Source organism: Geodermatophilus sp. SYSU D01045, assembly GCF_054050295.1.
Genome location: NZ_JBJGZB010000010.1, coordinates 113,489 through 140,077 on the forward strand (window position 1 = coordinate 113,489; position 26,589 = coordinate 140,077).

19 protein-coding genes are annotated in these 26,589 nt (G+C 75.9%); 9 read left to right on the forward strand and 10 right to left on the reverse strand.

Going from position 1 to position 26,589, the window contains the following annotated elements:
* Window positions 1-7 precede the first annotated feature (7 nt).
* Genes ACI798_RS10285 through ACI798_RS10295 form a run of 3 tightly spaced genes read left to right on the forward strand, consistent with a single transcriptional unit; the run spans window position 8 to window position 2,468 of the window.
* Window positions 8-1,633 (forward strand): acyl-CoA carboxylase subunit beta, encoded by a 1,626-nt coding sequence (locus ACI798_RS10285; protein WP_456940898.1) that lies wholly within the window; start codon window positions 8-10, stop codon window positions 1,631-1,633.
* Window positions 1,634-1,647: 14 nt separating this feature from the next.
* Window positions 1,648-1,863: an acyl-CoA carboxylase subunit epsilon gene (locus ACI798_RS10290; RefSeq protein WP_456940897.1), complete on the forward strand. Its 216-nt coding sequence runs from the start codon at window positions 1,648-1,650 to the stop codon at window positions 1,861-1,863.
* Window positions 1,860-2,468 (forward strand): Maf family protein, encoded by a 609-nt coding sequence (locus ACI798_RS10295; protein WP_456940896.1) that lies wholly within the window; start codon window positions 1,860-1,862, stop codon window positions 2,466-2,468. The genes ACI798_RS10290 and ACI798_RS10295 overlap by 4 nt, the downstream gene beginning before the upstream one ends.
* 19 nt (window positions 2,469-2,487) lie before the next feature.
* On the opposite strand, the gene ACI798_RS10300 is transcribed toward ACI798_RS10295, so the two are convergent.
* Window positions 2,488-3,195 (reverse strand): class I SAM-dependent methyltransferase, encoded by a 708-nt coding sequence (locus tag ACI798_RS10300; protein ID WP_456940895.1) that lies wholly within the window; start codon window positions 3,193-3,195, stop codon window positions 2,488-2,490.
* A gap of 160 nt (window positions 3,196-3,355) precedes the next feature.
* Here ACI798_RS10300 and ACI798_RS10305 point away from each other — a divergent pair, with 160 nt between their 5' ends.
* Genes ACI798_RS10305 through ACI798_RS10315 form a run of 3 tightly spaced genes read left to right on the forward strand, consistent with a single transcriptional unit; the run spans window position 3,356 to window position 7,178 of the window.
* The gene (locus ACI798_RS10305) at window positions 3,356-4,690 is read left to right on the forward strand and encodes an acyltransferase family protein (protein ID WP_457047872.1); all 1,335 of its coding nucleotides are present in this window, start codon (window positions 3,356-3,358) and stop codon (window positions 4,688-4,690) included.
* Window positions 4,687-6,699: a serine hydrolase gene (locus ACI798_RS10310; protein WP_457047873.1), complete on the forward strand. Its 2,013-nt coding sequence runs from the start codon at window positions 4,687-4,689 to the stop codon at window positions 6,697-6,699. Before ACI798_RS10305 ends, ACI798_RS10310 begins: the two co-directional genes overlap by 4 nt.
* Window positions 6,696-7,178 (forward strand): hypothetical protein, encoded by a 483-nt coding sequence (locus ACI798_RS10315; protein WP_456940892.1) that lies wholly within the window; start codon window positions 6,696-6,698, stop codon window positions 7,176-7,178. The genes ACI798_RS10310 and ACI798_RS10315 overlap by 4 nt, the downstream gene beginning before the upstream one ends.
* Before the next feature lie 143 nt (window positions 7,179-7,321).
* Here ACI798_RS10315 and ACI798_RS10320 read toward each other — a convergent pair whose 3' ends face one another.
* Entirely contained in the window at window positions 7,322-8,830 is a 1,509-nt protein-coding gene (locus ACI798_RS10320) for a hypothetical protein (RefSeq protein ID WP_457047874.1), read from the reverse strand.
* Window positions 8,831-9,045: 215 nt separating this feature from the next.
* Here ACI798_RS10320 and ACI798_RS10325 point away from each other — a divergent pair, with 215 nt between their 5' ends.
* Window positions 9,046-10,383, forward strand: coding sequence for a hypothetical protein (locus ACI798_RS10325; protein ID WP_457047875.1), 1,338 nt, complete (start codon window positions 9,046-9,048; stop codon window positions 10,381-10,383).
* Between the two features lie 106 nt (window positions 10,384-10,489).
* Window positions 10,490-12,265, forward strand: a complete 1,776-nt coding sequence (locus tag ACI798_RS10330; RefSeq protein WP_457047876.1) for an acetyl/propionyl/methylcrotonyl-CoA carboxylase subunit alpha — start codon at window positions 10,490-10,492, stop codon at window positions 12,263-12,265.
* Window positions 12,266-12,320: 55 nt separating this feature from the next.
* Here ACI798_RS10330 and ACI798_RS10335 read toward each other — a convergent pair whose 3' ends face one another.
* The 3 genes from ACI798_RS10335 to ACI798_RS10345 form a co-directional block, all read right to left on the reverse strand.
* The gene (locus ACI798_RS10335) at window positions 12,321-14,831 is read right to left on the reverse strand and encodes a reprolysin-like metallopeptidase (protein ID WP_457047877.1); all 2,511 of its coding nucleotides are present in this window, start codon (window positions 14,829-14,831) and stop codon (window positions 12,321-12,323) included.
* A gap of 90 nt (window positions 14,832-14,921) precedes the next feature.
* A complete protein-coding gene (locus tag ACI798_RS10340; RefSeq protein WP_457047878.1) occupies window positions 14,922-16,613 on the reverse strand; it encodes a reprolysin-like metallopeptidase in 1,692 nt (563 codons plus the stop codon).
* Between the two features lie 105 nt (window positions 16,614-16,718).
* The gene (locus tag ACI798_RS10345) at window positions 16,719-18,173 is read right to left on the reverse strand and encodes an NAD(P)H-quinone dehydrogenase (RefSeq protein ID WP_457047891.1); all 1,455 of its coding nucleotides are present in this window, start codon (window positions 18,171-18,173) and stop codon (window positions 16,719-16,721) included.
* Between the two features lie 68 nt (window positions 18,174-18,241).
* Between ACI798_RS10345 and ACI798_RS10350 the strand changes: the two genes are divergently transcribed.
* Window positions 18,242-18,700, forward strand: a complete 459-nt coding sequence (locus ACI798_RS10350) for a gamma-glutamylcyclotransferase family protein (protein WP_457047879.1) — start codon at window positions 18,242-18,244, stop codon at window positions 18,698-18,700.
* Window positions 18,701-18,762: 62 nt separating this feature from the next.
* On the opposite strand, the gene meaB is transcribed toward ACI798_RS10350, so the two are convergent.
* From meaB to ACI798_RS10375, 5 genes are all read right to left on the reverse strand, one after another.
* On the reverse strand, window positions 18,763-19,746 hold the full coding sequence (gene meaB / locus ACI798_RS10355) for a methylmalonyl Co-A mutase-associated GTPase MeaB (protein WP_456940885.1): 984 nt from the start codon (window positions 19,744-19,746) through the stop codon (window positions 18,763-18,765).
* 74 nt (window positions 19,747-19,820) lie between these two features.
* Entirely contained in the window at window positions 19,821-22,031 is a 2,211-nt protein-coding gene (gene scpA, locus ACI798_RS10360; protein ID WP_456940884.1) for a methylmalonyl-CoA mutase, read from the reverse strand.
* On the reverse strand, window positions 22,028-23,941 hold the full coding sequence (locus ACI798_RS10365; protein ID WP_457047880.1) for a methylmalonyl-CoA mutase subunit beta: 1,914 nt from the start codon (window positions 23,939-23,941) through the stop codon (window positions 22,028-22,030). The genes scpA and ACI798_RS10365 overlap by 4 nt, the downstream gene beginning before the upstream one ends.
* Before the next feature lie 29 nt (window positions 23,942-23,970).
* The gene (locus ACI798_RS10370; protein ID WP_456940882.1) at window positions 23,971-25,230 is read right to left on the reverse strand and encodes an amidohydrolase; all 1,260 of its coding nucleotides are present in this window, start codon (window positions 25,228-25,230) and stop codon (window positions 23,971-23,973) included.
* Window positions 25,227-26,432 (reverse strand): glutamate--cysteine ligase, encoded by a 1,206-nt coding sequence (locus tag ACI798_RS10375; protein WP_456940881.1) that lies wholly within the window; start codon window positions 26,430-26,432, stop codon window positions 25,227-25,229. The genes ACI798_RS10370 and ACI798_RS10375 overlap by 4 nt, the downstream gene beginning before the upstream one ends.
* Between the last annotated feature and the right edge of the window lie 157 nt (window positions 26,433-26,589).

Sequence of the window (26,589 nt, forward strand, 5' to 3'; positions counted from 1 at the left end):
ACGGGCCGTGAGTGCGGCTGAACTGGAGAGCGCCGGCGACCACGTCCCCGGCGACGTCGACATCCACACGACCGCCGGCAAGCTGGCGGACTTCGAGCGCCGCGTCCAGGAGGCCACGCACGCCGGCTCCGAGCGGGCGGTCGAGAAGCAGCACGCGGCGGGCAAGATGACCGCCCGCGAGCGGATCGAGGCGCTGCTGGACCCGGGCTCGTTCACCGAGCTCGACGAGTTCGCCCGCCACCGCTCCACCAACTTCGGCATGGACGCCCGGCGCCCCTTCGGCGACGGCGTCGTCACCGGCTACGGGACGGTCGACGGCCGCCCGGTGTGCGTGTTCTCCCAGGACGTGACCGTCTTCGGCGGCAGCCTCGGCGAGGTCTACGGCGAGAAGATCGTCAAGGTCCTCGACCTGGCCGTCCGCAACGGCTGCCCGGTGATCGGGATCAACGAGGGCGGCGGCGCGCGCATCCAGGAGGGCGTGGTCTCCCTCGGCCTCTACGGCGAGATCTTCCGGCGCAACGTGCACGCCTCCGGCGTCATCCCGCAGATCTCGCTGGTCATGGGCGCCGCGGCCGGCGGGCACGTCTACTCCCCCGCGCTCACCGACTTCGTCGTGATGGTCGACCAGACCAGCCAGATGTTCATCACCGGGCCCGACGTCGTGAAGACCGTGACCGGCGAGGACGTCACGCTCGAGGAGCTCGGCGGCGCCCGCACGCACAACACCAAGTCGGGCGTCGCGCACTACCTGGCCGAGGACGAGGCCGACGCGCTCGACTACGTCAAGGCGCTGCTGTCCTACCTGCCGAGCAACAACCTCGACCCGCTGCCGGCCGTCGAGGTGGCCCCGGCCGACACGACGCCGGACGGCGTCTCCGAGGAGGACCACGAGCTCGACACGGTCGTCCCCGACTCGCCGAACACCCCCTACGACATGCACACCGTCATCGAGCACGTGCTCGACGACGGTGAGTTCCTCGAGGTGCAGGCGCTGTTCGCGCCGAACATCGTGGTCGGGTTCGGCCGGGTCGAGGGCCGGCCGGTCGGCGTCGTGGCCAACCAGCCCACCCAGTTCGCCGGCACGCTGGACATCGACGCCAGTGAGAAGGCGGCCCGCTTCGTGCGCACCTGCGACGCCTTCAACGTCCCGGTGCTCACCTTCGTCGACGTCCCGGGCTTCCTCCCCGGGACGTCGCAGGAGTGGGAGGGGATCATCCGCCGCGGCGCGAAGCTGATCTACGCCTACGCCGAGGCCACGGTCCCGAAGATCACGGTCATCACGCGCAAGGCCTACGGCGGCGCCTACGACGTCATGGGCTCCAAGCACCTCGGCGCCGACCTGAACCTCGCCTGGCCGACCGCGCAGGTCGCCGTCATGGGCGCCCAGGGCGCGGTGAACATCCTGTACCGGCGGGAGCTGGCCGACGCCCCGGACGCCGACGCCCGCCGCGCGGAGCTCATCACCGAGTACGAGGACGCGCTGCTGTCGCCCTACATCGCGGCCGACCGCGGGTACGTGGACCAGGTGATCCGCCCCTCGGAGACCCGCATCGAGATCACCAAGGCGCTGCGGCTGCTGGCCAACAAGCGCCAGACGCTGCCCCCGAAGAAGCACGGGAACATCCCCCTGTGAGTGGGCATCCCCCTGTGAGCGAGGAGCAGCGCCCGCTGCTGAGAGTGGTCCGCGGCGAGCCGACCGACGAGGAGCTCGCCGCCCTCACCGTCGTCGTGGCCGCGCTCGCGCAGCGCCGGCCGCGGCGGCGCCCGACCCCGGTCGGGGCGTGGGCGAGCCGAGCCGACGCGCACCGGCAGCCGCTGCAGCCCGGCCCCGGCGCCTGGCGCGCGTCCGGGAGGTACGCATGAGTGACATCCGCCGGCTGGTGCTCGCCTCGGCGTCGCCGGCCCGGCTGGCGCTGCTGCGCCAGGCCGGCCTCGCGCCCGAGGTCGTGGTCAGCGACGTCGACGAGACCACCGTGACGGCGCCGCGCGTCGCCGAGCAGGTCGCGCTGCTGGCGTCGGCCAAGGCGTCGGCCGTCGCACGGCACCAGGACGACGCCCTGGTGGTGGGCGCGGACTCGCTGCTGGAGTTCCGCGGTCAGCCGATGGGCAAGCCGGCCGACGCCGCCGAGGCGCGGGAGCGCTGGCGGCGGATGTCCGGGCGCTCGGGCGTGCTGCACACCGGGCAGGCGCTGCTCGACGTCCGCGGTGGCGCGGTCGAGTCCCGCGACGTCGTCGTCACCTCGACCGTCGTGTACTTCGCCACCCCGACGCCCGCGGAGGTCGAGGCCTACCTGGCCACCGGCGAGCCGCTGGCGGTCGCGGGCGCGTTCACCCTCGACGGCCTCGGCGCCCCGTTCGTGCGCCGGGTCGAGGGGGACCCGGCGTCGGTGGTCGGGCTGTCGCTGGCCGCGCTGCGGGAGCAGCTGCGCCGCCGCGGGCTGACGGTCACCGACCTCTGGCGGCGCTGACCTCGGCTCCGCACCGACCTCAGCTCCGCACGAGGTCGTGCACGACGGCGCCGGAGACGACCGGCAGCCGCTCCAGCGCACGCTCGGCCCGGGCGGCCCACGCGGGCAGCGGCGGGGTGCCGCTCGGGACGACGAACATCCGCTCCCGCCCGCGCAGCCGCCAGCCCGCCTGCCCGGCCACCCGGAGGAAGCGGCCCGGCGGGAAGGTCCGCTCCCCGGGGGTCAGGACGTGGTACAGCCAGACCCAGGGGTGCTGGCGGTTGGGCTCCATCGCGCGCCAGCGGCCGCCGGGCCGGGTGGCGCGGGCGAGCTCGCGGGTCACCCGCTGCCCGTCGACGACGTGGTGCAGCGTGTCGACGGTGAGCACGAGGCCGGCCCAGCGGTCGGGCACCACCGCGCCGAGGTCCTCGCCGGCGCCCACCTCGAAGCGCACGTTGCCCAGCCCGTCCCGGTGGGCGCGCTCCCGGGCGTAGTCCACGTAGGCGTCCAGCGGCTCGACGCCGAGGAAGGTGCGGTCGGGGTGCCGTGCGGCGAGGGCGCGCAGCAGCGTGCCCGTCCCCGACCCCAGCTCGAGCACCGGCCCGGGGGTCGCGCGCACGACCTCGTCGAAGTAGTCGTGCCGGCGCAGGGCCATGTGCCCCCAGGCGCGCAGGTCGTCGTAGCCGCCGGGGTCCCCGTCGAAGCCCGCGTTGAGCGGCGCGGCCGGCCGGCTCGTGTCCCGCGTCACCCGCGTCACCCTAGCCCCGTCCGCCCGGTCCCCGGGGGCGCCGGGACACACGTGCACAACGGGTGCCGCTGGACTTGGGCACAAACCACCAGCAGGTCCTCCGGCGACACACGGTGGCGTTCCAGCATCGGAGAGTAACGATCCGGTTACCGTCCCCGCCGTGGAGTTGAGGACGGGGACGACGGCGACGGCGACGGGGCGGACCGGCCGGCCGAGGCTGGACAGCGTCCAGGTCATGCGGGGCGTCGCAGCCGTCGTCGTCGTCTTCGCCCACGCGGTGGACCTGGTCCTGCTGAACCCGGCGCTCGGGCAGTCGCGGATCATCCCGCTGGGCCACCTCGAGAACTTCGGCGCCATCGGCGTCGACCTGTTCTTCGTCATCAGCGGTTTCGTCATGGCGCTCTCGGTCGCCGGGTCGTCGGGAGCGGCTGCAGCGCGGCGCTTCCTCGTCCTGCGCTGGCTGCGGATCGCGCCGCCCTTCCTCGCCGCGTGCGCGCTGTTCATCTGCCTGCAGGCCTTCGCCGGCGAGCCGCACCCGCTGCCCTGGCGGGCGCTGGCCAACGCGGTCCTGTTCGTGCCGGTGGCGGACGCGCAGCACTACACCGTCCCGGTCATCGACGTCGGCTGGACGCTGTCGTTCGAGTTCACCTTCTACCTGGCCGTCGCCGCCCTCGTTGCCCTCGGGCTGGCGCGGCGGCCGGGGCTGCTCGTGGCCCTGATCGTCGTGGCGGTCGGTCTCGGCGCGTGGCTGCAGCCCGGGCACCTGCTGCTCAGCTGGGCGACCAACCCGATCCTGCTCGAGTTCGCCCTCGGCATCGTCGCCTACCAGCTGTGGGTGACCGGGCTGCTCGACCGGGTCCGCCCGCTGTGGTGGGCCCTGGGCGCCGTGGGCGCCGGGGTGCTGGCCACCGAGCTCGTGGTCGGCTTCGGCACCGTCTCCGAGGCGTGGACGGTCCTCGACGCCAGCGGCAGCGCCCGGCGCGTCCTGCTCTGGGGCCTGCCGCTGTTCCTGCTCTTCCTGGCGCTGGTCCCGCTGGGCCGGACCCGCGGGACCGGCCGCGCCGGCCGGCTCGCCCGGACCCTGGGCGACACCAGCTACTCGCTGTACCTGGTGCACATGCCGGTGTTCCTCGTCCTGGGCGCCGTCCTCCGCCGCTCCGGCCTGTCGCTGCCGGTCGCCGACCTGGTCCTGGTGGCCGCCGTCGCCGTCGCCGTCACCGCGGGCGTGCTGTTCCACCGCTGGGTCGAGAAGCCGGTCAACGCCGCGGCACGCCGGTGGGCCACCGAGCGCCGTCCCGACGCACCGCCGGTCGCGGCGGCCGCCCCCGTGCCCGGTCACGCGACCACCCGGCTGCCGCGGGTCGACGTCCCGGCGCCGCCGCACCGCTCCCCCGTCGCCGCGAGCGGCCACGGGTCCGGCCTCTCGCTCCCCGCCGTCCCCCTGCCGGTCCACCGGCAGGCCTCCGGCCGGCACGCGGTGCCGGTGACCCGGTGACCGTGCCGCGGCCGCCGGAGCGGGCCCGCCGCGTCGTCCCGGCGCCGTCGAGGACCCGCCTGCGGCGCCACCTGCGTCTGCCGCTGGTCGTGGCGCTCGTCGTCGCGGGCGTCCTCGGCATCGGCTGGGCGGCCCGGGCCGACCACCTGCAGGACCGTGTGGCCGCCGGCAGCACCTTCGCCGCCGACCGGGGCACCACGATCGGCATCGCGCTCCTCGACCGGGCTACGGGCCAGTACCGGGACAACGGCGGCATCGCCCACCAGCACTTCTACTCCGCCTCGGTGATGAAGGTCTTCATCGCCGACAGCCTGTTGCGGCGGCGCGACCTCGGGCACATCGCCCTCAGCGGCACCGACCTCGCCGACATGTCGCGCATGCTGCGGTCGTCGGACAACGCGCCGGCCAACCGCTTCTGGGTCGCCTTCGGGCAGAACGGGATCGTCACCGACGTCGCGGCCCGGTACGGCATGGCCGAGACCGCCGGCACGACGAACCTGCGGTACTGGGGCAACGTCCGCATCACCGCCCACGACACGGCCGTCTACTACCAGCGCCTGCTGGACGGCACCGGCGGCCTGTCCCCCGCCTCCACCCGCTGGCTCGTCGACGAGCTGCGGGCCTCCACGCCCGACGGCACCGACGGCTACCACCAGTGGTTCGGCCTCCGCGACGGCCTGCCCGGCGAGGCCGTCATCGGCCAGAAGCAGGGCTGGATGTGCTGCGTGGAGGGGCAGGTCTTCCGCCACTCGACCGGCTTCGTCGGCCCGGACGGCCGCTACGTCGTCGTCGTGCTGACCCGCGAGCCCTCCGGCCTGGGCGCGGCGCACGCCGACGCCTCGATCACCGGCGCCGTCGCCCGCATGTTCCCCGAGGGCCGCATCCCCCGGGTGCAGAACGCCATCGCCGACACCTGGACCCGCCTCGGCGGCGCCGCCGGCGCCCTCGGCATGCCGGTCGACGACGAGCGCGCGGTCGCCGACGGGCGCGGCGCCTTCCAGTACTTCGACCGCGGCGCGGTCTACTGGTCCGGTGCGACCGGTGCGCACGCCGTGGTGAACGGCAACCTCGCCGCGTGGATCGCGCAGGGCTACGAGCGGGGCCCGCTGGGCTACCCGGTCACCGACGAGCTCCCCACGGCCGACCGGCGCGGCGCCTTCAACTGGTTCGAGCACGGCGCCGTGTACTGGTCGGCGGCCACCGGCTCCCACTGGGTGGTGAACGGCATCGCCGAGGCGTGGGTGCGCCAGGGCTACGAGCAGGGCCCGCTGGGCTACCCGGTCACCGACGAGCTGGCCACCGTCGACCGCAGCGGGGCCTTCACCTGGTTCCAGGACGGCGCGGCGTACTGGTCGGCGTCGAGCGGGACGCACTGGATGACCGGCCCGGTCCTCGACGCCTGGATCCGCCAGGGCTACGAGCAGGGGCCGCTGGGCTACCCGGTCACCGACCCGCTGACCACCGCCGACCGGCAGGGCCGCTTCGGCTGGTTCCAGGACGGCGCCGTCTACTGGTCGGCGTCGAGCGGGGCGCACTGGCTCACCGGCCCGATCCTCCAGGCGTGGATCGCGCAGGGCTACGAGCAGGGCCCGCTGGGCTACCCCCTCAGCGACCCGCAGACGGTCGCCGGGGGCACGCAGGTGAGCTTCCAGGGCGGCACGCTCCTCCTCGACCGGGCCACCGGGCAGGTCCGCCCGGTCCCCGCCGTGGCTACGGCGGCGGCGCAGCCCGCCCCGGCGGCGCCTGCGGCCCCCTCGACCACCGCGGCACCGACGACGCCCGCGGCGCCGACGACCTCCTCGGCACCGACGACGCCCGCGACACCGTCGGCTCCCCCGGCGCCGTCCGCGACCGCCACCCCGACGCCGACCGCCACCCCGACGGGGACGGCCGGCCCGGGGGCCGCCGGGTCCGCGACGACCGGAGCGGGCTCCGAGGTGCCCGCGACACCGTCGGGCAGCGGCACGGACGCCGCGGCCGGTGCACCGGCCGCCGGGAGCACCCCGTGACCGTGCGACGCCTGGCCCTCGCTCCGCTGCTGCTGCTCGCCCTCGCCGGCTGCACGGCCGACGGCGACGACGCGACGCCCGCCGGCTCCCCCGCGCCCGCCGCCGCCACCGTCCCGCCGGCCGCCGGCGCCGACGTCGCCGACGCGCTCGCCGCACTCCCCGCGGGGGCCGCCTCCGGCACCGTCGACGTCCGGTACCAGGGCCTCGGCCGGCTGGCCGGGCCGTTGACGGGCGCCTGCACCCACCCGGAGGCCGGACGGACGGCGGTCACCGGCTCGGTCGACACCGCGACCCTCGAGGTCGCCGCCGGTCCCGACGGCGTCGTCCTCACCGTCCTCGACGGCGACGTGGAGCAGCGGACGCCCCTGTCCGAGGGCGAGTACCGCGTGGACGGCCCCCGGCTCGTCGTGACCACGACCCTGCTCGGCCAGGACACCGGCGTCGGCGAGGTCGACCTCGACCTGCGCTGCGGCGGCTGAGCCCTCCCCTCCCCCGCCTGGGGCGGCCGGCCCTCCGGCTCCTGGGCACGACCGCGCCGGTGTCGGTCCCGTGTCCACCACGGACGGCGGGAGCCCGCCGGTCACCGCGGACCGGCGGGGCTCCCGCCCCGGCGAGGTGGCGTTCAGACCCGGGTGACGGCCCCCGACCGGTCGGCCACCAGCGAGCCGCCCTGGAAGTCGACCCGCGTCCCCCCGGCGTACGCGTAGGGGTCGCTCACCGGGTAGCCGAGCGGGCCCTGCTCGTAGCCCTGCCGGATCCAGGCGTCCAGGACCGGGCCGGTCATCCAGTGGGTGCCGCTGGACGCCGACCAGTACGCCGCGCCGTTCTGGAACCAGGAGAACGCGCCGCGCCCGTCCGCGGTGGCCAGCTCGTCGGTCACCGGGTACCCGAGGGGGCCCTGCTCGTAGCCCTGCCGGACCCAGGCGTCGAGGATCCCGCCGGTCATCCAGTGGGTGCCGCTGGACGCCGACCAGTACGCCGCGCCGCGCTGGAACCAGGAGAACGCGCCGCGCCCGTCCGCGGTGGCCAGCTCGTCGGTCACCGGGTAGCCCAGGCGGCCCTGCTCGTAGCCCTGCCGGACCCAGGCGTCGAGGATCCCGCCGGTCATCCAGTGCGTCCCGCTCGGCGCCGACCAGTACACCGCGCCGTCCTGGAACCAGGTGAAGGCCCCGCTGCGGTCGACGGTGGCCACCTCGTCGGTGACCGGGTAGCCGAGCCGGCCGCGCTCGCGGCCGGTGGCCCACCAGGAGCGGGCGATGCCGTTGACCACCCAGTGGGCGCCGGTGGCCCCCGACCAGGCGACCGTGCCGCCCTCGAAGTCCTGCGTGGCGCCGCGGCCGTCGCCCACGGCGCGCTCGGCGCCGGTGGGCAGGCCGAGCAGCGAGGCCTGGCCGCCGGCCGCGTACCAGCTGTCGGCGACGGCGTTCTTCACCGGTGCGACGTTCACCATGATGTGCGGCGCCGCGTCCGGGCGCAGCCAGCGCATGAGGGTGACCAGGGCGTTGCGCTCGATCGAGACGCACCCGCCGGTCGCCGAGCTGTTGGCGACGTGGAGGAAGATCGCCGACCCCGCACCGGGCACCCGCGCGAGGTTGTAGCCGATGGTGACCGCGTAGTCGTAGACGGCGCCGGTCCGGTACAGGTTCTCGCTCGCCCCGCCGGGGCTGGCCGCCTGGCGGACGTGCGTGTTGTAGGTGGGCGAGCTCGGGTTGCCGTCCCACCAGTCGAGCTCGTCGGTCTGGAAGTACGGCAGCGCGGTGCCCGGGTTCGGCTGGCGGCCGAAGCCACCGGTCAGCGGGTAGGTGCCGGCGGGCGTCACGGAGATCCCCTCGCGGGCCTGGCCGACACCGGCGGCACCCACGCGCGCGGGCACCGGCCCGAACACCAGGCGCCACCCGGACGCGGTCCGCTCCCACGCGCGCAGGCTGCCGGTCGTCGACGTCGCGGTGGGGACCTCCACCGTCACGAGCTGGGTCGCGTTCGCCGGCACCCAGGCGGCATCCGCCGGGTGCCCGGGCACGACGACCAGCACGGTCGCCAGCGCCGCCAGCGCCAGAGCGGCACACCACCCGCGGAGGCGCCGTCGCGCGGGGCGCACCGCCGGGTGCTCGTCTCGCAGACTCGCGGTCACGCTGTCATGGAAGCGCACGGCGCCGTCCCCGACGGGAGAGCAGCGACGGGTGGGACCGCTGGGACCACGGAGTCGGCAGAGGACGGAACGGTCCCCACCCGGCGCGGCGTGACGGATGGGGCGGGCGCGCCGCCGGTCACCCCGTGCGACGGCGCGGCCGGGCCGGGGCCGTGTCGTCCCCGGTGACCGGCGGGACCGGTGCCGACGATGACGGGGTGACGGAACGCCCCAGCCCGCGCGTCCTCCTGCACGTCGGGACCCCGAAGTCCGGGACCACCTTCCTGCAGGAGCTGCTCTGGGAGTCCCGCCCGGCGCTGGCCGAGGCCGGTGTCCTGTACCCGGGTGAGCACCCGGCCGCCCACTTCCACGCCGTACTGGACGCGCGGCAGCGCAGCTTCCACGGTCACGTCGACCCCGGCGTGGCGGGGGCCTGGGGACGCCTCGTCGAGGCCGCACGGGCCCACGAGGGCACCACCGTCATCTCGCACGAGCTCTTCGGTGACCTCGGCGAGGAGGAGGCCGCCCGTGCGCTGGCCGACCTCGACTTCGCCGAGGTGCACGTCGTCGTCACGGTCCGGGACCTCGCCCGGCAGCTGCCCGCCGTCTGGCAGGAGGACGTGAAGAACCGGCACTTCCTGCCGTTCGGGCACTTCCTCGAGATGGTCCGCCCCGACCCGGCCCGCCCGGACGAGCAGCGGCCCGCCGCCGACACCACCGAGGGCCACGCCGAGGCCTTCTGGCTGCGGCAGGACGTCCCGGCCGTGCTGCGCCGCTGGGCCGCCGGCCTGCCCGCCGACCGCGTGCACGTGGTCACGGTGCCGCCGCAGGGCGCGGACCCGGGCCTGCTCTGGGAGCGCTTCGCCGCTGTCGTCGGGATCGACCCGGCCGTGGCCACGCTGCCCGGCGGTCGGCGCAACCAGTCGCTGGGCCGGGCCGAGAGCGAGGTGCTGCGCCGGCTCAACGAGCGCCTCGGCTACGGCGTCGGCTGGCCCCTCTACGCCTCGCGGATCACCCACGGTCTCGCGGTCGGCGCCCTGGCCGGCCGCCCGGGGTCGGTCCGGCTGACCCTGCCCGCGAGCGACCGGGCGTGGGTCGTGGCGGCCGCCGACGCCGCCGTCGCCGAGCTCGCCGGCCTCGGCTGCACCGTCACCGGCGACCTCGAGGACCTCCGCGTGCCCGCCCGGGGCGGCGACGACGACCGCGAGGCCGACCCGGCCGAACTGCTCGACGCCGCACTCGACGCGATGGCCGCCCTGCTGCCGGTCGGCCCGCCGCCTCCTCCGGAGCCCGTCGCGGAGCCCGCCGCGGAGCCCGCCGCGGAGCCCGTCGCGGAGCCGGTGGCCGGGCCGGCCACCGAGCCCGTGGTGGAGCCGCCGGCCGTCCCGGAGCCGCGGGTCCCGGCCGCGCACGTCGCCGCCCACGTCGCCGCCCACGTCTCCGCGCACCCCGCCGGCGCCGGTCGCGGGCGCGGCGCCCGGCTGTGGCGGCGGGTGGTGGGTCCGCGTGCGCTCCCGCCGCGGCCCGGGCCGGACGCCGAGACCGCCGGCGTCTGAGCTCCGCGCCTCCTCCCCGGGCGCCGCTGCGCGTGCGGCCCTGCCGCCGGTGCGCCGCCGCTTCCTGGCTACAGTCCGAGCGGTCCACGAACGAGGGAGCAGCCCGGTGAAGAAGGTCCTGATCGCCAACCGCGGGGAGATCGCGGTCCGCGTCGCTCGTGCGTGCAGGGACGCCGGCCTGACCAGCGTCGCGGTCTACGCCGAGCCCGACCGGGACGCCCTGCACGTGCGCGTCGCCGACGAGGCCTTCGCCCTGGGCGGGACGACGCCCGGCGACTCCTACCTGGTCATCGAGAAGATCATCGACGCCGCGGAGCGCTCCGGCGCCGACGCCGTCCACCCCGGCTACGGCTTCCTGTCGGAGAACGCCGACTTCGCCCGGGCCGTCCTCGACGCCGGGCTCACCTGGATCGGCCCCTCCCCCGAGTCGATCGTCGCCCTCGGGGACAAGGTCGCCGCGCGGCACATCGCCACCAGGGCCGGCGCGCCGCTGGTGCCCGGGACCCAGGACCCGGTCTCCGGCGCCGACGAGGTGCTGGCCTTCGCCCGGGAGCACGGCCTGCCGGTGGCGATCAAGGCCGCGTTCGGCGGTGGCGGGCGCGGCCTGAAGGTCGCCCGCACCGAGGAGGAGATCCCGCACCTGTTCGACTCCGCCGTCCGCGAGGCCGTGTCGGCCTTCGGCCGCGGCGAGTGCTTCGTCGAGCGGTTCCTCGACAAGCCGCGGCACGTCGAGGCGCAGGTCCTGGCCGACACGCACGGCAACGTGGTGGTCGTCGGCACCCGCGACTGCTCGCTGCAGCGGCGCAACCAGAAGCTGGTCGAGGAGGCCCCGGCGCCGTTCCTCACCGACGAGCAGCGGGCGCGCATCCACGAGTCGGCCAAGGCGATCTGCCGGGAGGCCGGGTACCACGGCGCCGGCACCGTCGAGTACCTCGTCGGCGTCGACGGCTCGATCTCCTTCCTCGAGGTGAACACCCGCCTGCAGGTGGAGCACCCGGTCAGCGAGGAGACCAGCGGCATCGACCTGGTGCGCCAGCAGTTCCGCATCGCCGAGGGGCTGCCGCTGGAGATCACCGAGGACCCCGCCCCGCGCGGGCACAGCATCGAGTTCCGGATCAACGCCGAGGACGCCGGCCGCAACTTCATGCCGGCCCCCGGCCCGGTCACCCGGCTGGAGATCCCGCAGGGCCCGGGCGTGCGCTGGGACTCCGGCGTCGAGACCGGCGGCGAGGTGGCCGGCGCGTTCGACTCGATGCTGGCCAAGCTGATCGTCACCGGCGCCAGCCGCGAGGAGGCGCTGCAGCGCGCCCGCCGCGCGCTGGACGAGCTGGTCGTCGAGGGCATGCCGACCGTCGTCCCGTTCCACCGCGCGGTGGTCCGCGACGAGGCGTTCACCGGCGAGCCCTTCACCGTGCACACCCGCTGGATCGAGACCGAGTGGGACAACCGGGTCCAGCCGTACGGCGCCGCGCCGGCCGGAGCCGAGGAGGAGGCGTCGCGGCAGACCGTCGTCGTCGAGGTCGGCGGGCGGCGGCTGGAGGTCTCCCTGCCCGCCGGGCTGGCCGCGGGCGGCGGGGCGCCGGTGGCCGCCGGTGGCGGGGCCAAGCCGCGCAAGCGGGGCTCGGGCCACGGCGGCTCCGCGGTGTCCGGCGACTCCCTGACCTCGCCGATGCAGGGCACGATCGTCAAGGTCGCCGTCGACGAGGGCGACACGGTCGAGGCCGGTGACCTCGTCGTCGTCCTCGAGGCGATGAAGATGGAGCAGCCCCTCACCGCGCACAAGGCGGGCACCGTGACCGGCCTGTCGGCCGAGGTCGGCGCCACCGTCACCAGCGGCGCGGTCATCTGCACCATCGCCGACGCCGAGGGGTCGACGGCCTGACCGCCCTCCCCCACGCGTACGACGGCCCGGCGGGATCCCCGCCGGGCCGTCGTCGTCAGCGGGTGAGGACCACCTGGGTGCCGGCCCAGGGCGACCAGGTCACCCGGCCACCCTCGAAGCTCTGCGCGCACTCGCTGCGGCAGGTCATCGTCGACACCGGGTAGCCGAGCCGGCCGGTCTCCCAACCCAGCCCCGCCCAGGCGCCGCGGATCGCGCCGCCGACGGCGTTGGTGCCGGTACCCGGGGACCAGTAGACCGAGGAGTCGGCGGCGAAGTGCTGGCCGCACCCGCCGCGGACCATGCCGCACCACATCTCCGTCGTCGGCAGACCCAGCCCCTGGGTGGTGCGCCGGAAGAACCAGTACTCGCCGATCCCGCCGAACAGGCCGTGCGTGCCCGTGGCACCCGACCAGGTCACCCGTCCGCCCTCGAAGGCCTGGAGGCAGTACCCGTCCGTGCAGGTCATGTCGCTGCGCGGGTAGCCGAGGGGACCCCGCTCCCAGCCCTGCCCGGTCCAGTAGCCGCGGATCGCCCCGGAGACGGCCTGCGCGCCGGTGGCCGGGGACCAGTAGATCGAGCCGCCCTGGAACTGCTGCCCGCAGCCGCCGCGCGGCAGGCCGCAGACCATCTCCGTCGTCGGCATGCCGATCCCCTGGGAGTGCCAGGTGACGAACCACCGCTGGGCGATGGCACCGCCCGTGCCGTGGGTGCCGGTGACCGCCGTCCAGGCCACGACGCCGCCCTCGAAGTACTGCGTACAGCGCCCGTCGACGCAGCTCATGTCGCCAGTGGCGTAGCCGAGCCAGCCCCACTCCCAGCCCGTCCCGGCCCAGTAGCCGCGGATGCCGCCGGTCACCGCGTGCGCGCCGGTGGCCGGGGACCAGTAGATCGAGCCGCCCTGGAACTGCTGCCCGCAGCCGCCGCGCACCAGGCCGCAGACCATGTCACCCACCGGGTAGCCCATCACGCCGGCGAGGCCGTCGGCGTGGATCCACTGCTGGAGGATCGCGCCCTCGAGCACCCGTGCCCCGGTGGCCGGGGACCACGTGACCACGCCGCCCACGAAGGAGCGGGCGCAGCCGCCGTCGCGCAGGTCGCACTGCTCGGGGCCCACGGGCGCGCCGAGGCGGCCGCCGTCGCCCCCGAGGTCGCGGTGCAGGACCGTGATCGGGCTGTCGGCCGACGGCACCGGGACACCGCGCAGCACGCTGACCGCCGCGCCCGTCGCCGTCGCGCTGGAGACCCGGATGGCGAGGCCGCCGACGGTCACCTCCCCGCCCGCGGGCAGCACGGTCTGCTCGTCGGCGTCCCACCCCGCCTGCGCCGACGGGGTGGCGTCGAGCAGCACGGAGGTGTCACTGCGCGGACCGGGCCCGTCGACGTGCACGAGCACCCCGGGCTCGAAGCCGTACCCGGTCCCCGGGTCGAGCCAGGCGTCCTGGCCGACGGCGGCCCGGTACTCCAGCCAGTAGCGGACGCCGTCGTTCCCGACCAGGGACAGCACCCGGGTGCCGCTGCGGCCGCCGAGCGGCGACAGCCACCAGCTGCCGCCCTGGTCCGCCGCGGTGGAGCTCGCCGTCGCCGAGGAGGGCAGGAAGCCCAGCCGGGCGGCGTGCGGGGCGTTGAGCGAGCCGACCTCGTTCCACGAGACGCCCATGACGTCGTACCAGTCCCCGTAGGACACGGTCCGGCACGTGCCGGTCTCGACGGCACCGTCGCACTGCACCGCCGAGGCGTGGCCGAGGCCGAAGTTGTGGCCGAGCTCGTGGGCGATGACCGAGGTCCGGACGCCGCGGACGTAGAGGGACCCGCCGCCGCCGGGCGCGGAGCCGACCTGGGCCAGGCCGTAGGCGCACGACGGCATGCCGGCCGGATAGCCGGGGACGTAGAGCAACAGGTGCCGCCCGGGACCGGCGGTCCAGCCGATCTCGCCGGCGACCGCGGTCCACATGGCCGAGGACGTGTCACAGACCGCGGTCGTGGAGACCCACGTCTCCCGGCCGGCGGTGGCGTGGATGCGCACCGCGCCGTCGCTCTGGGTCTCCCAGAAGTCCGCGACCGGCCCGTTCACCTCGTCGACGACCTGCTGCACCGTGGTGGCGTCCGGGGACGTCCCCTTCGGCGCCACCAGGACGACGGTGACCTCGTTGGTGTACGGCGCCGAGGCGGGGGCCACCGGTGCGGCCTCCGCGGGCGCCACGACCTCCGCGTCGAGGACCTCGTGCACCGGCTCGGCACCCGCGGGCGCACCCGGCTCGGCGGGCACCTCCTCACCCAGGGTCACCTCGACGGTCGCGCCGACGGGGACGTCGTCGACGTCCCCGGTGTCCACGCGGACGCTCGTGCCGTCGGCCTCGGTCACCCAGCTGAGCAGGGCGTCCTCGGCGTGCTCGGCCGCCTCCTCCGGGTCCGCGTGCTCGGCCCAGGCCTGGACCAGCTCGCCGACGACGGTGTCGCCGACGGCCGGCGCGTCGTCGGCGAGGGCCGGCCCCGTCCCCACCAGCGGGACGAGGACGGCGGTGAGGGCCGCGGCGGCGAGGACCCGCGGGCGGGGGGCGAGGTGCACGGACTACTCCTGGTCGTGGGCCGTCGGTCGCGGCACTGGCTCCTCCATCGGCGTGTCCGCGCGCGAACCGGACCCCTCCCGGGAGGGGGATCAGCCGCGGCGCAGGCGCGGGAGGACCCGCCGGGTGGCCAGCACGGTCCCGCCGAGACCGGCGACGCCGCCGGCCGCGATCGCGGGCGCCGCCCAGCCGCGGCCGGCGGGGTCCGTGGCGGCGGCCTCCGTGGCGGCTGCCTCGACCGGCGCCGCGGCGACCGGGGCGGGGTCCTCGGCCGCGGGCGCCGGGGCGACCGGCGCGACGGCGGGCGCCGGCGGCGCGGCCGGGGCGGCGGCGGGCGCCGGGGCGGCCGTCCCGGGGCTGCCGGCCAGGACCTGCGGCTCCGGGGCGGCCGGCGCGGGGGAAGGCGCGCCGGCCGCCACGGACGTGCGGACGACGGTCACCGTGGCGCCGGCCGGGGTGACCGCGTCGAGGGTGACGGTGAGCGTGCCGCCGGCGACGGCGACCGGAACGCCCGGCACCAGCGCCGTCTGCAGGTCGGCCTCCCAGCCGGCCGCGGCCGACGGGCTGCCGTCGAGCAGCAGCGAGGTGTCCGGCATGCCGTCGGCGCGGTGCAGCAGCACGCCGCTGTCGAGCCGGTACCGGTTGTCCGAGGCCAGCCACGCGTCGCGGCCGACGGCGGTGCGGTTCTCCAGCCAGTAGTCGGTGCCGGCGGCGTCGGTCAGGCGCAGCACGCGGGTGCCGGTGGCACCGCCGAGCGGCGCGAGCGTCGCCGTCGTCGTCCCCTCGCCGGCGGCCTGCACGGCCGCGGCCGGCAGCACGCCGAGCCGGTCGGCCTGCGCGGCGGTGAGGGTGCCGACCCGGTCCCAGGAGACGCCCATGACGTCGTAGAAGTCGCGGTAGGCGGCGGTGCGGCAGGTGCCGGTCTCGACCGTGCCGTCGCACTGCAGGGCGCTGGAGTGGCCGAGACCGAAGTTGTGGCCGAGCTCGTGGGCGATGACCGAGGCCAGGTCGTCGCGGACGTAGAGCCGCCCGCCCGAGGCGGGGTTCGCCCCGACCTGGCCCAGGGCGTAGGAGCAGCCGGGCAGGTCCTGCGGCCGGCTGCTGACGTAGAGCAGCAGGTGCCGGCCGGGCCCGGCCTGGAAGCCGACGCGCGCGGCGACCTCGTCCCACAGCGCGGTGGGGTCGGCGCAGCCGGCGGCGGTGGTGAGCCAGTCGTGGGCGGCGGTGACCCCGACGGTCACCGCGCCGGCGGTCTGCTGCGCCCAGAAGGCCGCGACGTCGCCGTTGACCGTGTCGACGACGTCCGCGAGCGCGGTGCCGTCCGGGGTGCCGCCGGCGGGCGCGACCATCGCGACGGTGACCTGGTTGGTGACCGAGCCGGCCGGGACCGTGGTCGCCGCCCGCGCGGTGCGCACGACCTGCGTGTCCAGCACCTCGAGCGCCGGCTCGTAGCCGTCCTCGGTGGCCTCGTCGTCGGCGGTGCCGCCGACGGTCACCTCGACGGTGCTGCCGACGTCGATGCCGGCGACCGCGTCGGTCGGCACGCGCACCGAGGTGCCGTCGGCGCCCTCGACGAAGGTCAGCGGCTGCTCGTGCGACTCCCCCGCGTGCTGGCCCTCGAGCGAGGTCTCCGGCCAGGCCTGGACGAGCTCCCCGACCACCCTGGTGGCGCCGGCGTCGCCGGCGTGGGCCACGGCCACGGGGCCGGCGCACAGCGCGACGACGGCGCCGGCGAGGGCGACGACCCGCGGGAGGGACCGCGACAGGACTCGGGAGGCGTGCATCCCTCCCGGCATCGGCGGGCCGGCGTCCCAGGTGCACCACCCGGGACCGCACGCGTCACACCCGCCCCGGCGGCCCCGTCCCGGCCGCCCCGGCCGTCACACGCGTCACGCCAGCGCGTCGGCCCCCATCAGCCTCCGGCCGGCCTCGGTGATCGAGCCCGACAGCGACGGGTAGATGGCGAAGGTGTGCGCGAGGTCGCTCACGGTCAGGCCCTTGGTGACCGCCAGCGCGATCGGCAGGATCAGCTCGCTGGCGCCGGGCGACACGACCACCCCGCCGACGACGACGCCGGTGGCCTTGCGGGCGAACAGCTTCACGAACCCGGCGTGCAGGTCGCTCATCTTGGCCCGCGCGTTGGTGGCCAGCGGCAGCCGGACGACGTCGAGGTCGTGGCCCTCGGGCAGCGTCTTCTCCTGCACGCCGACCGTGGCGATCTCCGGGTGGGTGAACACGTTGGCGGCCACCGTCTTGAGCCGGATCGGCTGCACCGCCTCGCCGAGCGCGTGCCACATGGCGATCCGGCCCTGCATGGCCGCGACGCTGGCGAGCTGGAAGACGCCGGTGACGTCGCCGGCGGCGTAGATCCCGGGCACGTTGGTGCGCGACACCCGGTCGACGACGACGTGGCCGGACTCGCGCAGCTCCACGCCGCACGCCTCGAGGTTGAGCCCGGCGGTGTTCGGCACGGTGCCCACGGTCATCAGCGCGTGCGAACCCTCGACGGTGCGCCCGTCGGTGAGCTCGACCAGCACGCCCTTCTCGGTGCGGGTGACGCTGGCCGCGCGGCCGCGCTCGGCGATCCGCCCGCCGCGGGCCTGGAAGACCTCGGCGATGACGTCGGCGGCGTCGGCGTCCTCCCCGGGCAGCACCTGGTCGCGGGAGGAGACGAGGGTGACCGGCACGCCCGCCTCGAGGTACCCGGAGGCGAACTCCGCGCCGGTGACGCCCGACCCGACGACGACGAGGTGCTCGGGCAGCTCGTCGAGGTCGTAGAGCTGGCGCCAGTCGAGGATGCGCTCGCCGTCGGGCTCGCTGCCGGGCAGCACGCGGGGGTCGGCGCCGGTGGCGACGAGGACGACGTCGCACTCGAGCGTCTCCCGCACGCCCCCGTCGCGGTCGAGGACCTCGACGCGGTGCTCGACCAGGCCGCGGACGTCGTCGGCGAGCCGGCCCTGCCCGGCCACCAGGCGCACGCCCTCGGCCTCCAGCCGGGCGTGGATGTCGGCGGACTGGGCGACCGCGAGGCCCTTCACCCGGGCGTTGACCGAGGCGAGGTCCAGGCCGACGGTGGCCAGGTCGGCGCCGCGCAGGCCGAGGACGCTGGAGTCGCGGACCGACGTCATGGTGCCCGCGGCCGCGATGAAGGTCTTCGAGGGCACGCAGTCGGTGAGGACGCTGGCCCCGCCGAGGCCGTCGCGTTCGACGACGGTGACCTGCGCGCCGAGCGAGGCGGCCACCAGCGCGGCCTCGTAGCCGGCCGGGCCGCCGCCGATGATGACGATGCGGGTCATGCGGGTCTCCTGCGTCGTGGACCGGGGGTTCGCCGTCCATCCTCCCAGCCCGGGCGGGCGGTGTCGGCAGGCTCACGGGGTCGCGCGGGCCACACCGGCCGTAGGCTCGGTCGGCGATGGGTCTCTACGCCGCGTACGGGTCCAACATGGACCCCGAGCAGATGCTGCGCCGCTGCCCGTCCTCCCCGCACGTCGGCACCGGCTGGATCCGCGGCTGGCGGCTCGCCTTCGGCGGCGAGGAGTACGGCTGGGAGGGCGCGCTGGCCACCCTCGTGCCCGCCGAGGACCGCGAGGCGCCCGGCGTGTTCGTCGCGCTCTACGACCTCACGCCCGCCGACGAGCGCGCGCTCGACAGCTGGGAGGGCGCCGACCGCGGCCTGTACCGCAAGCTCAACCTGCGGGTGCACACCCTCGGCGGCGACGTCGTCGCCTACGTCTACGCGCTGGACGCCTTCGAGGGCGGGCTGCCCTCGGCCCGGCACCTGGGCGCGATCGCCGACGCCGCCGAGGCCGCCGGCGCGCCCGACGACTACCTCGCCGAGCTCCGCGCCCGCGACTGCCGCTCCGCCTTCTGACCCCCACCGCTCGCCGGGATGCTGTGCACGGGCGCGCGCCTGGGGACGGCCCGCAGAACGGCTCAGTCGCCGAGGAAGGTCTCCAGGACCTGCCGGGCCGCGAGGGCCGGGGTCAGCTCGCCGGCCAGCACCGCCTTCTCCAGCTCCGGCGCCAGCGACCGCACCGCCGGGTGGGCCCGCAGCCGGTGCTCGAGCCCGTCCCGCACCAGCTGCCAGGTCCAGCGCACCTGCTGCGCGCGGCGCCGCTCGTCGAAGGCGCCCGAGGCGCGCGCCCGGTCCTGGTGCTCGACCAGCTTCGCCCACACCTCGGCCAGGCCCTCGCCGGTCAGCCCGGCGCAGGTGAGCACCGGCACGTCCCACTCGGAGTGCCCGCGCAGCATCCGGATCGCCCCGGCCAGCTCGCGGGCGGCCTTGCGCGCGTCGGCGGCGGCCGGCCCGTCGGCCTTGTTGACGGCGATGACGTCGGCGATCTCGAGGATGCCGCGCTTGATGCCCTGCAGCTGGTCGCCGGTGCGGGCCAGCGTGAGGAACAGGAACGAGTCGACCATCTCCGCGACGGTGACCTCGGACTGCCCGACGCCGACGGTCTCCACCAGCACGACGTCGTAGCCGGCCGCCTCGACGACGACCATCGACTCCCGCGTCGCCTGCGCGACCCCGCCCAGCGTCCCGGCGGTCGGCGCCGGCCGGATGAAGGCGTTCCGGTCGACGGCGAGGCGCGCCATCCGGGTCTTGTCGCCGAGGATCGACCCGCCCGACCGTGCCGACGACGGGTCGACCGCGAGCACCGCCACCCGGTGACCGGCGCCGGTGAGGTCCACGCCGAGCTGGTCGATGAACGTCGACTTCCCCACCCCGGGCACTCCGGAGATGCCGACCCGCCGGGCGTTCCCCGCGTGCGGCAGCAGCTCGACCAGCAGTTCCTGCGCCCGCTCGCGGTGGTCGGCGCGGCGCGACTCCACCAGCGTGATCGCCCGGGCCAGCGACCGGCGGTCGCCGCCGAGCACCCCCTCGACGAGCGCGGGGACGTCCGGTGCCGGCGCCACTAGTCGGTCGCTCCCGCGGGTCGCTCCGCTCCTCGCTCGCTGGCGCTCGCTGCGATGCCCACTCCCCTGTCCGCTCAGCCGTGCCCGAGTCGCTGGGACAGCGTCCGCAGCAGCTCCTGCGCCGCCTCGGCGATGACCGTGCCCGGCGGGAACACCGCGGCCGCGCCCATCTCCTCCAGCCGCGGCACGTCGTCGGGCGGGATCACCCCGCCGACCACGACCAGGACGTCGTCGGCACCGAGCTCGGCCAGCGCGTCGCGCAGCGCCGGCACCAGCGTGAGGTGCCCCGCGGCCAGCGACGAGACGCCGACGACGTGCACGTCGGCCTCGACCGCCTGCCGCGCGACCTCCTCCGGCGTCTGGAACAGCGGGCCGACGTCGACGTCGAAGCCGAGGTCGGCGAACGCGGTGGCGATGACCTTCTGCCCGCGGTCGTGGCCGTCCTGGCCCATCTTGGCGACGAGGATCCGGGGACGGCGCCCCTCGGCCTCCTCGAACGCCTCGGTCATGCGGCGCGTCTCCTCCAGCGGCCCCGAGCGGCCGGCCTCGTCGCGGTACACACCCGAGATGGTGCGCACCTGGCCGGCGTGCCGCCCGTAGACCTCCTCGAGCGCGTCGGAGATCTCCCCGACCGTCGCCTTGGCCCGCGCCGCGTCGACGGCGAGCTTGAGCAGGTTGGAGTCGAGGTCGCGCCCCCGCCGTCCCTCCGCTGCGGCGCGGGCGGCGTCGGTGAGCCGGCGCAGCGCGTCGGCCACCGCGGAGTCGTCCCGGGAGGCGCGCAGCTCGGCCAGCTTGGCCTTCTGCTGGGCGAGCACGTCGGCGTTGTCGACGCGCAGCACCTCGATCGCCTCGTCGGCGTCGACCCGGTACTTGTTGACGCCGATCACCGGCTGGCGGCCGGAGTCGATGCGCGCCTGGGTGCGGGCGGCGGCCTCCTCGATGCGCAGCTTCGGGATGCCGTCGTCGATGGCCTGCGCCATGCCGCCGTGCTCGGCGACCTCCTGGATGTGCGCCCAGGCCCGGCGGGCGAGGTCGTAGGTCAGCTTCTCCACGTACGCGGAGCCGCCCCATGGGTCGATCACCCGCGTCGTCCCCGACTCCTGCTGCAGCAGCAGCTGGGTGTTGCGGGCGATCCGCGCCGAGAAGTCGCTGGGCAGCGCCAGCGCCTCGTCGAGGGCGTTGGTGTGCAGCGACTGGGTGTGCCCCTGGGTGGCGGCCATGGCCTCCAGGCAGGTGCGGACGACGTTGTTGTAGACGTCCTGCGCGGTCAGCGACCACCCGGAGGTCTGCGAGTGGGTGCGGAGCGACAGCGACTTGTCCTGCTGCGCGCCGGCCTCCCGCATGAGCCGGGACCACAGCAGCCGCCCGGCGCGGAGCTTGGCGACCTCCATGAAGAAGTTCATGCCGATGGCCCAGAAGAAGGACAGCCGCGGCGCGAACGCGTCGACGTCGAGCCCGGCGTCCTTGCCCGCGGTCACGTACTCCACCCCGTCGGCCAGCGTGTAGGCCAGCTCCAGGTCGGCCGTCGCCCCGGCCTCCTGCATGTGGTAGCCGGAGATGGAGATCGAGTTGAACCGCGGCATCTCCTGCGAGGTGAACGCGAAGATGTCGCTGACGATCTGCATCGACGGCTTCGGCGGGTAGATGTAGGTGTTGCGGACCATGAACTCCTTGAGGATGTCGTTCTGGATGGTCCCGGCCAGCTGCTCCGGGGCGACCCCCTGCTCCTCGGCGGCGAGGACGTAGAGCGCCAGCACCGGCAGCACCGCGCCGTTCATGGTCATCGAGACCGTCATCCGGTCCAGCGGGATGCCGTCGAACAGCTGCCGCATGTCCAGGATCGAGTCGATCGCCACCCCGGCCATGCCGACGTCGCCGACCACCCGCGGGTGGTCGGAGTCGTAGCCGCGGTGGGTGGCGAGGTCGAAGGCGACCGACAGGCCCTTCTGCCCGGCGGCGAGGTTGCGCCGGTAGAACGCGTTGGACTCCGCCGCGGTGGAGAAGCCCGCGTACTGGCGGATCGTCCACGGCTGGGTCGTGTACATCGTCGGGTAGGGCCCGCGCAGGTAGGGCGGCAGGCCCGGGTAGGTCCGGAGGAAGTCCAGTCCGGCGAGGTCGGCCGGGGTGGCCAGCGGCGGGACGGCGATGCCCTCGGGGGTCACCCAGCTCGCCTCCTCCACGCCGCGCCCGGTCGCCTCCTCGAACGCCTTGGCCCAGTCGTCGGCCGTGGCGTGCGCCGCCGGGCGGCCCAGCTCGACGCCGCCGAAGTCCGGGATCCCGCTCATGCCCGCTCCTCCTCACCAGGAGCGGCAGAAATGGCCATTCCTGCCGTCAGACCGAGTTGCTGGTGGACCGTCCTCAGCACCTCCAGCGCGTCACACCCGGCGTACACGTACCCGTCGACGCCGTCCACCCCCAGCGAGGGCTTCCCGGCCAGCCACACGTGCTCGGCGCCGGCGGCCCGCAGCTCGGCGGCCAGCGCGGCGGCGGACTCCGCGTAGTCGGCGTCGGTGCCGCAGATGCAGGCGACCGTCGTCCCGGCGTCGGAGAACCCGGAGGCGCCGTCGGCGGCCGGGGTGGCCACGCCGCCGGCCTGGAACAGGTTGCCGGCGAAGGAGGCCCGCGCGGTGTGCCGCGCGATCGGGCCGATCGTGGCGAGGTGGACCTGCGGCCGCTCGCCGGCGGCGTCGGCGCGGTCGCGCAGCTCCTCGTACTCCTGCGCGGCGCGCACCCGGGGCAGCCCGCCGGTGGGGTGCAGGGCGGCCGCGGGCTGTCGCTCGGGCAGCCTCTCGGCGAGGTCCGGGAACTCGCTGACGCCGGTGATCGCGTCGGTGCGCGTCGCCAGCCGCTTCGCGCGGGCGTCCCACGCGGCGGCCAGCCGGTGGCGCACCAGCCCCGAGGCCAGCGCCGCGGCCAGCCCGCCGGCCCGCTCGATCTCGGTGAACCAGGCCCAGGCGGCCTGCGCGAGGTCCTCGGTGAGCGACTCGACGTACCAGGAGCCGCCGGCCGGGTCGAGCACGCGGGCCAGGTGCCCCTCCTCGACCAGCAGGCTCTGGGTGTTGCGCGCGATCCGCCGGGAGAACGCGTCGGGCAGGCCGAGCGCGGCGTCGAAGGGCTGCACGGTGACGACGTCGGCCCCGCCCACGCCCGCCGCGAAGCAGGCGACCGTGGTGCGCAGCATGTTCACCCACGGGTCGCGCTTCGTCGTCATCACCGACGACGTCACCGCGTGCTGCCGCTGCGCCCGGGCGCCCTCGGACGCCCCGCTCACGTCACCGACCCGGTCCCACAGCCGGCGGGCGGCCCGCAGCGCGGCGATCGTCGTGAACTGGTCGGCCGAGGCCGAGTAGCGGAACTCGATGCGCTCGAACGCCTCGTCCACGGTCAGGCCGCCGTCGGTGAGTGCGCGCAGGTAGGCCACCCCGGCGGCCAGCGAGCAGCCGAGCTCCTCGACGGCGGTGGCGCCGGCGTCGGCGTAGACGGTCGCGTCGACGACGACGGTGCGCCAGCCCGCGGGGGTCCGCCGGGCGAGGCCGGCGAGGACGGTGAGGTCCTGCTCCTCCCCCGAGGCGGCCTGGTCGCCGAGCGGGTCGAGGCCCAGCGAGCCGCCGGGCGCGAGGTCGGTGCGGTCGCCGGCCAGCGCCAGCAGCGCCTCGGCCGCCGGCAGCCCGCCGGAGACCGCGACCGGCGCCAGGTCGAGGTAGACGTCGGCGAGCACGTCGCCGAGGGAGTCCACGGGTACCGCGCCCTCGCCGAGGTGCAACCACAGCGACGTGACGCCGTTCTCCAGGTCGGCGGTGATCGCCTCCCGGGTGACCGCGACGTCGGGGTGGGCGTGCCGCTGCCGGACGTCCCAGCCGGCGGGCACGCCGCTCTCCGGGTGCGACCCGGCGCGGGCGCCGCGGACGAACGGCGGCAGCCCGGGCACGCCGACCGCCGTCGGGAGGTCGCCGGCGTCGTCGGCGGTGTAGAGCGGCGCGACGCTGACGCCGGTGGCCACCGTGCGGCGCAGCGCGTCCTCGACCGGGTCGGGCAGCTCCTCGCGGCCGGCCTTGCGCAGGACCCCGGCCACCAGCTCGCGCCACTGCTCGCGGTCGACCGGCGGGAAGTCGCCGGCGAGGGACAGCTCGTCGGGCACCTCGTGCTCGGCGGGGACCTCGTCCTCGCCCGGCGTCGCGGTGTCGGTGGCGCTCATCGGTGAACTCCTCCCAGTCGAGGAGTGTTCTACCGGCGCTCCCCGGACCGCGGACGCGCGGGGTGGCCCGGGCCGGGCGCACCCGCGGCGTGCCCCGACGTCCCGGCGGCCGCGACCAGCGCGTGCAGGGCGGTGCGCACCATCAGCCGGATCCCGACCCCGATGGCCCGCTCGTCGACGTCGAAGGTGCCCCGGTGCAGGTCCAGTGCCGGGCCGCCGCCGTGCGTTCCCAACCGGGCCAGCGCGATCGGCAGCACGTCGGCGAACCAGCCGAAGTCCTCCCCGCCCATGCTCTGCGGCGACTGGCGCAGGTTCTCGCTGCCCACGGTCTGCAGGGCCGCGGTGCGCAGCAGCGCCACCGCGCGCGGGTCGTTGACCACCGGCGGCACGCCGGGCACGTACTCCACCTCGACGCCGGCGCCGGTGGGCGCCACCACCTGCTCGACCAGCCCGCGCAGCAGCCCCTCGGCGCGCTGCCACTCGGCGCGGTCGAGCACCCGCACGGTCCCGCGCAGCGTGCCCCGCTGCGGGATGGCGTTGGCCGCGACCCCGGCGTTGACCGCGCCCCAGACCAGCGAGAAGCCGGCCCGCGGGTCGACCTTGCGCGACAGCAGCCCGGGCAGCCCGGTGACCAGGCGGCCGAGGGCGTCCACCAGGTCCACGGTCAGCTGCGGGCGGGCGGTGTGCCCGCCGGGGCCGGTGAGCGTGACGTCGATGCGGTCGCAGGCGGCGGTGATCGAGCCGGTGCGCAGGCCGACGGTGCCCGCCGGGATCGCCGGGTCGCAGTGCAGGGCGAACGCCCGGGACGCGCCGTCGAGCACGCCGGCCGCCACCACGTGGGTCGCGCCGCCGGGCACCGTCTCCTCGGCCGGCTGGAACACGCAGCGGACGCGGCCGGGCAGGTCGTCCAGCGCGGCCAGCGCCAACGCAGTGCCGAGCAGCACGGTGGTGTGCACGTCGTGGCCGCAGGCGTGGCACATGCCCTCGCGGGTGGACGCGTAGGGGACGTCCTTGAGGTCGGCCAGCGGCAGCGCGTCGATGTCGGCGCGCAGCACCACCGTCGGGTCCCCGGACCCGACCTCGACCACCAGCCCGGTGCCGCTGGGCAGCCGGCGCGGGTGGAGCCCGACCCCGGCGAGCCGCTGCTCGAGGAACGCCGTCGTCTCCACCTCGGCGAAGGCCAGCTCGGGGTGCATGTGCAGGTGCCGGCGCACACCGACCAGGGAGTCCGTGCGGTCGGCCACCCACGCGTCCAGCCCGGCGGCCAGGTCCTCGGGGGTCCGGGTCATGCGGCGTGGCCGCCGGCGCACGCCGCCGGGCCGGGGACCGGGCCGTCGGGGCCGGCGGCCGGCCCGGAGGTGGGCAGGCCGTCCCGGAGCTCGGCGAGCAGCCCGTCGACGACGGCGCGCAGGTCGCCGCCGGAGGCCAGCGCCACGGCCCGCTGCCGCTGGTAGGAGGCGCCGACGGCGAGCACCCGCTCCACGCCCGCGAGCTCCGCCTCGCAGCCCAGCCGCTTCGCCGTGGGGGCGAGCTCCTCGGCGAGGTCGAGCAGCGCCTGCCGCACCGGGCGCACCGTGCCCTTCTCGTCCACCACCACGTCGGCGTCCAGGCCGTACCGGGCCGCCCGCCACTTGTTCTCCCGCACCACCCAGCTGGACGGGGTGGGCAGCGTGTAGCCGCGGTCGAGCTGGGTGTCGAACTGCTCGACCAGGCACTGCGACATCGCCGCGACGACGCCGACCTCCTCGAGCGTGGGCAGGCCGTCGCAGATGCGCAACTCCACGGTGCCGAAGCCCGGGTGCGGGCGGATGTCCCACCACACCTCGCGCACGCTCTCGATGGCGCCGGTGGAGATCAGCGTCTCCATGTAGGTCTCGAAACCGGCCCAGTCCGGCAGCTGGGTGGGCAGCCCCGCCGTCGGCATGGCCTCGAAGACCTTGCTGCGCGCCGAGGCGAGCCCGGTGTCGCAGCCGACCCAGAACGGCGAGGACGCCGACAGCGCGAGGAAGTGCGGCACGTACTGGGTGAGCGCGTTGACGATCGGCATCGCCTTGTCCGGCGAGCGGACCCCGACGTGCACGTGGACGCCGAAGATCTGCAGCCGCCGGGCCAGCCACTGCATCCGCTCGACCAGCTGCAGGTACCGCTCCTTGGGCGAGATCAGCTGCGTCTGCCAGTCGGTGAACGGGTGCGTGCCCGCGCACAGCAGGCCCAGGCCGCGGCGGTCCGCGGCGGCGGCCACCTCGGCGACCGTGCCCGCGAGGTCGGCGGTGGCCTCCTCGACGGTGGTGCACACGCCGGTGATGACCTCGACGGTCGACTGCAGCAGCTCGTGCTTGGCCTTCGGGTGCTCCTCGGCGCCGTCGGGGCGGATCTCCTCGAGGATCTCCGTCGCCCCGGCGGTGAGCTCCCGGCTCTCCCGGTCGACCAGCTGCAGCTCCCACTCGACACCCAGGCTGGAGCGCTCCGAGGAGGAGAACGGGATCTGCACGCTGCCGAGGATAGGGAGATCGGCGCTCCCGCACCCCCTGAACAGCGCGGATCCCGCGCCCGGGTGCACCGCAACCGGGCCGCAACCGGCGGCGGGTCCGGCGGCAACCGCCGCGGGCTGCGCTGGTCCCGTCGCCGGGACCCGCCCGGCACCACGG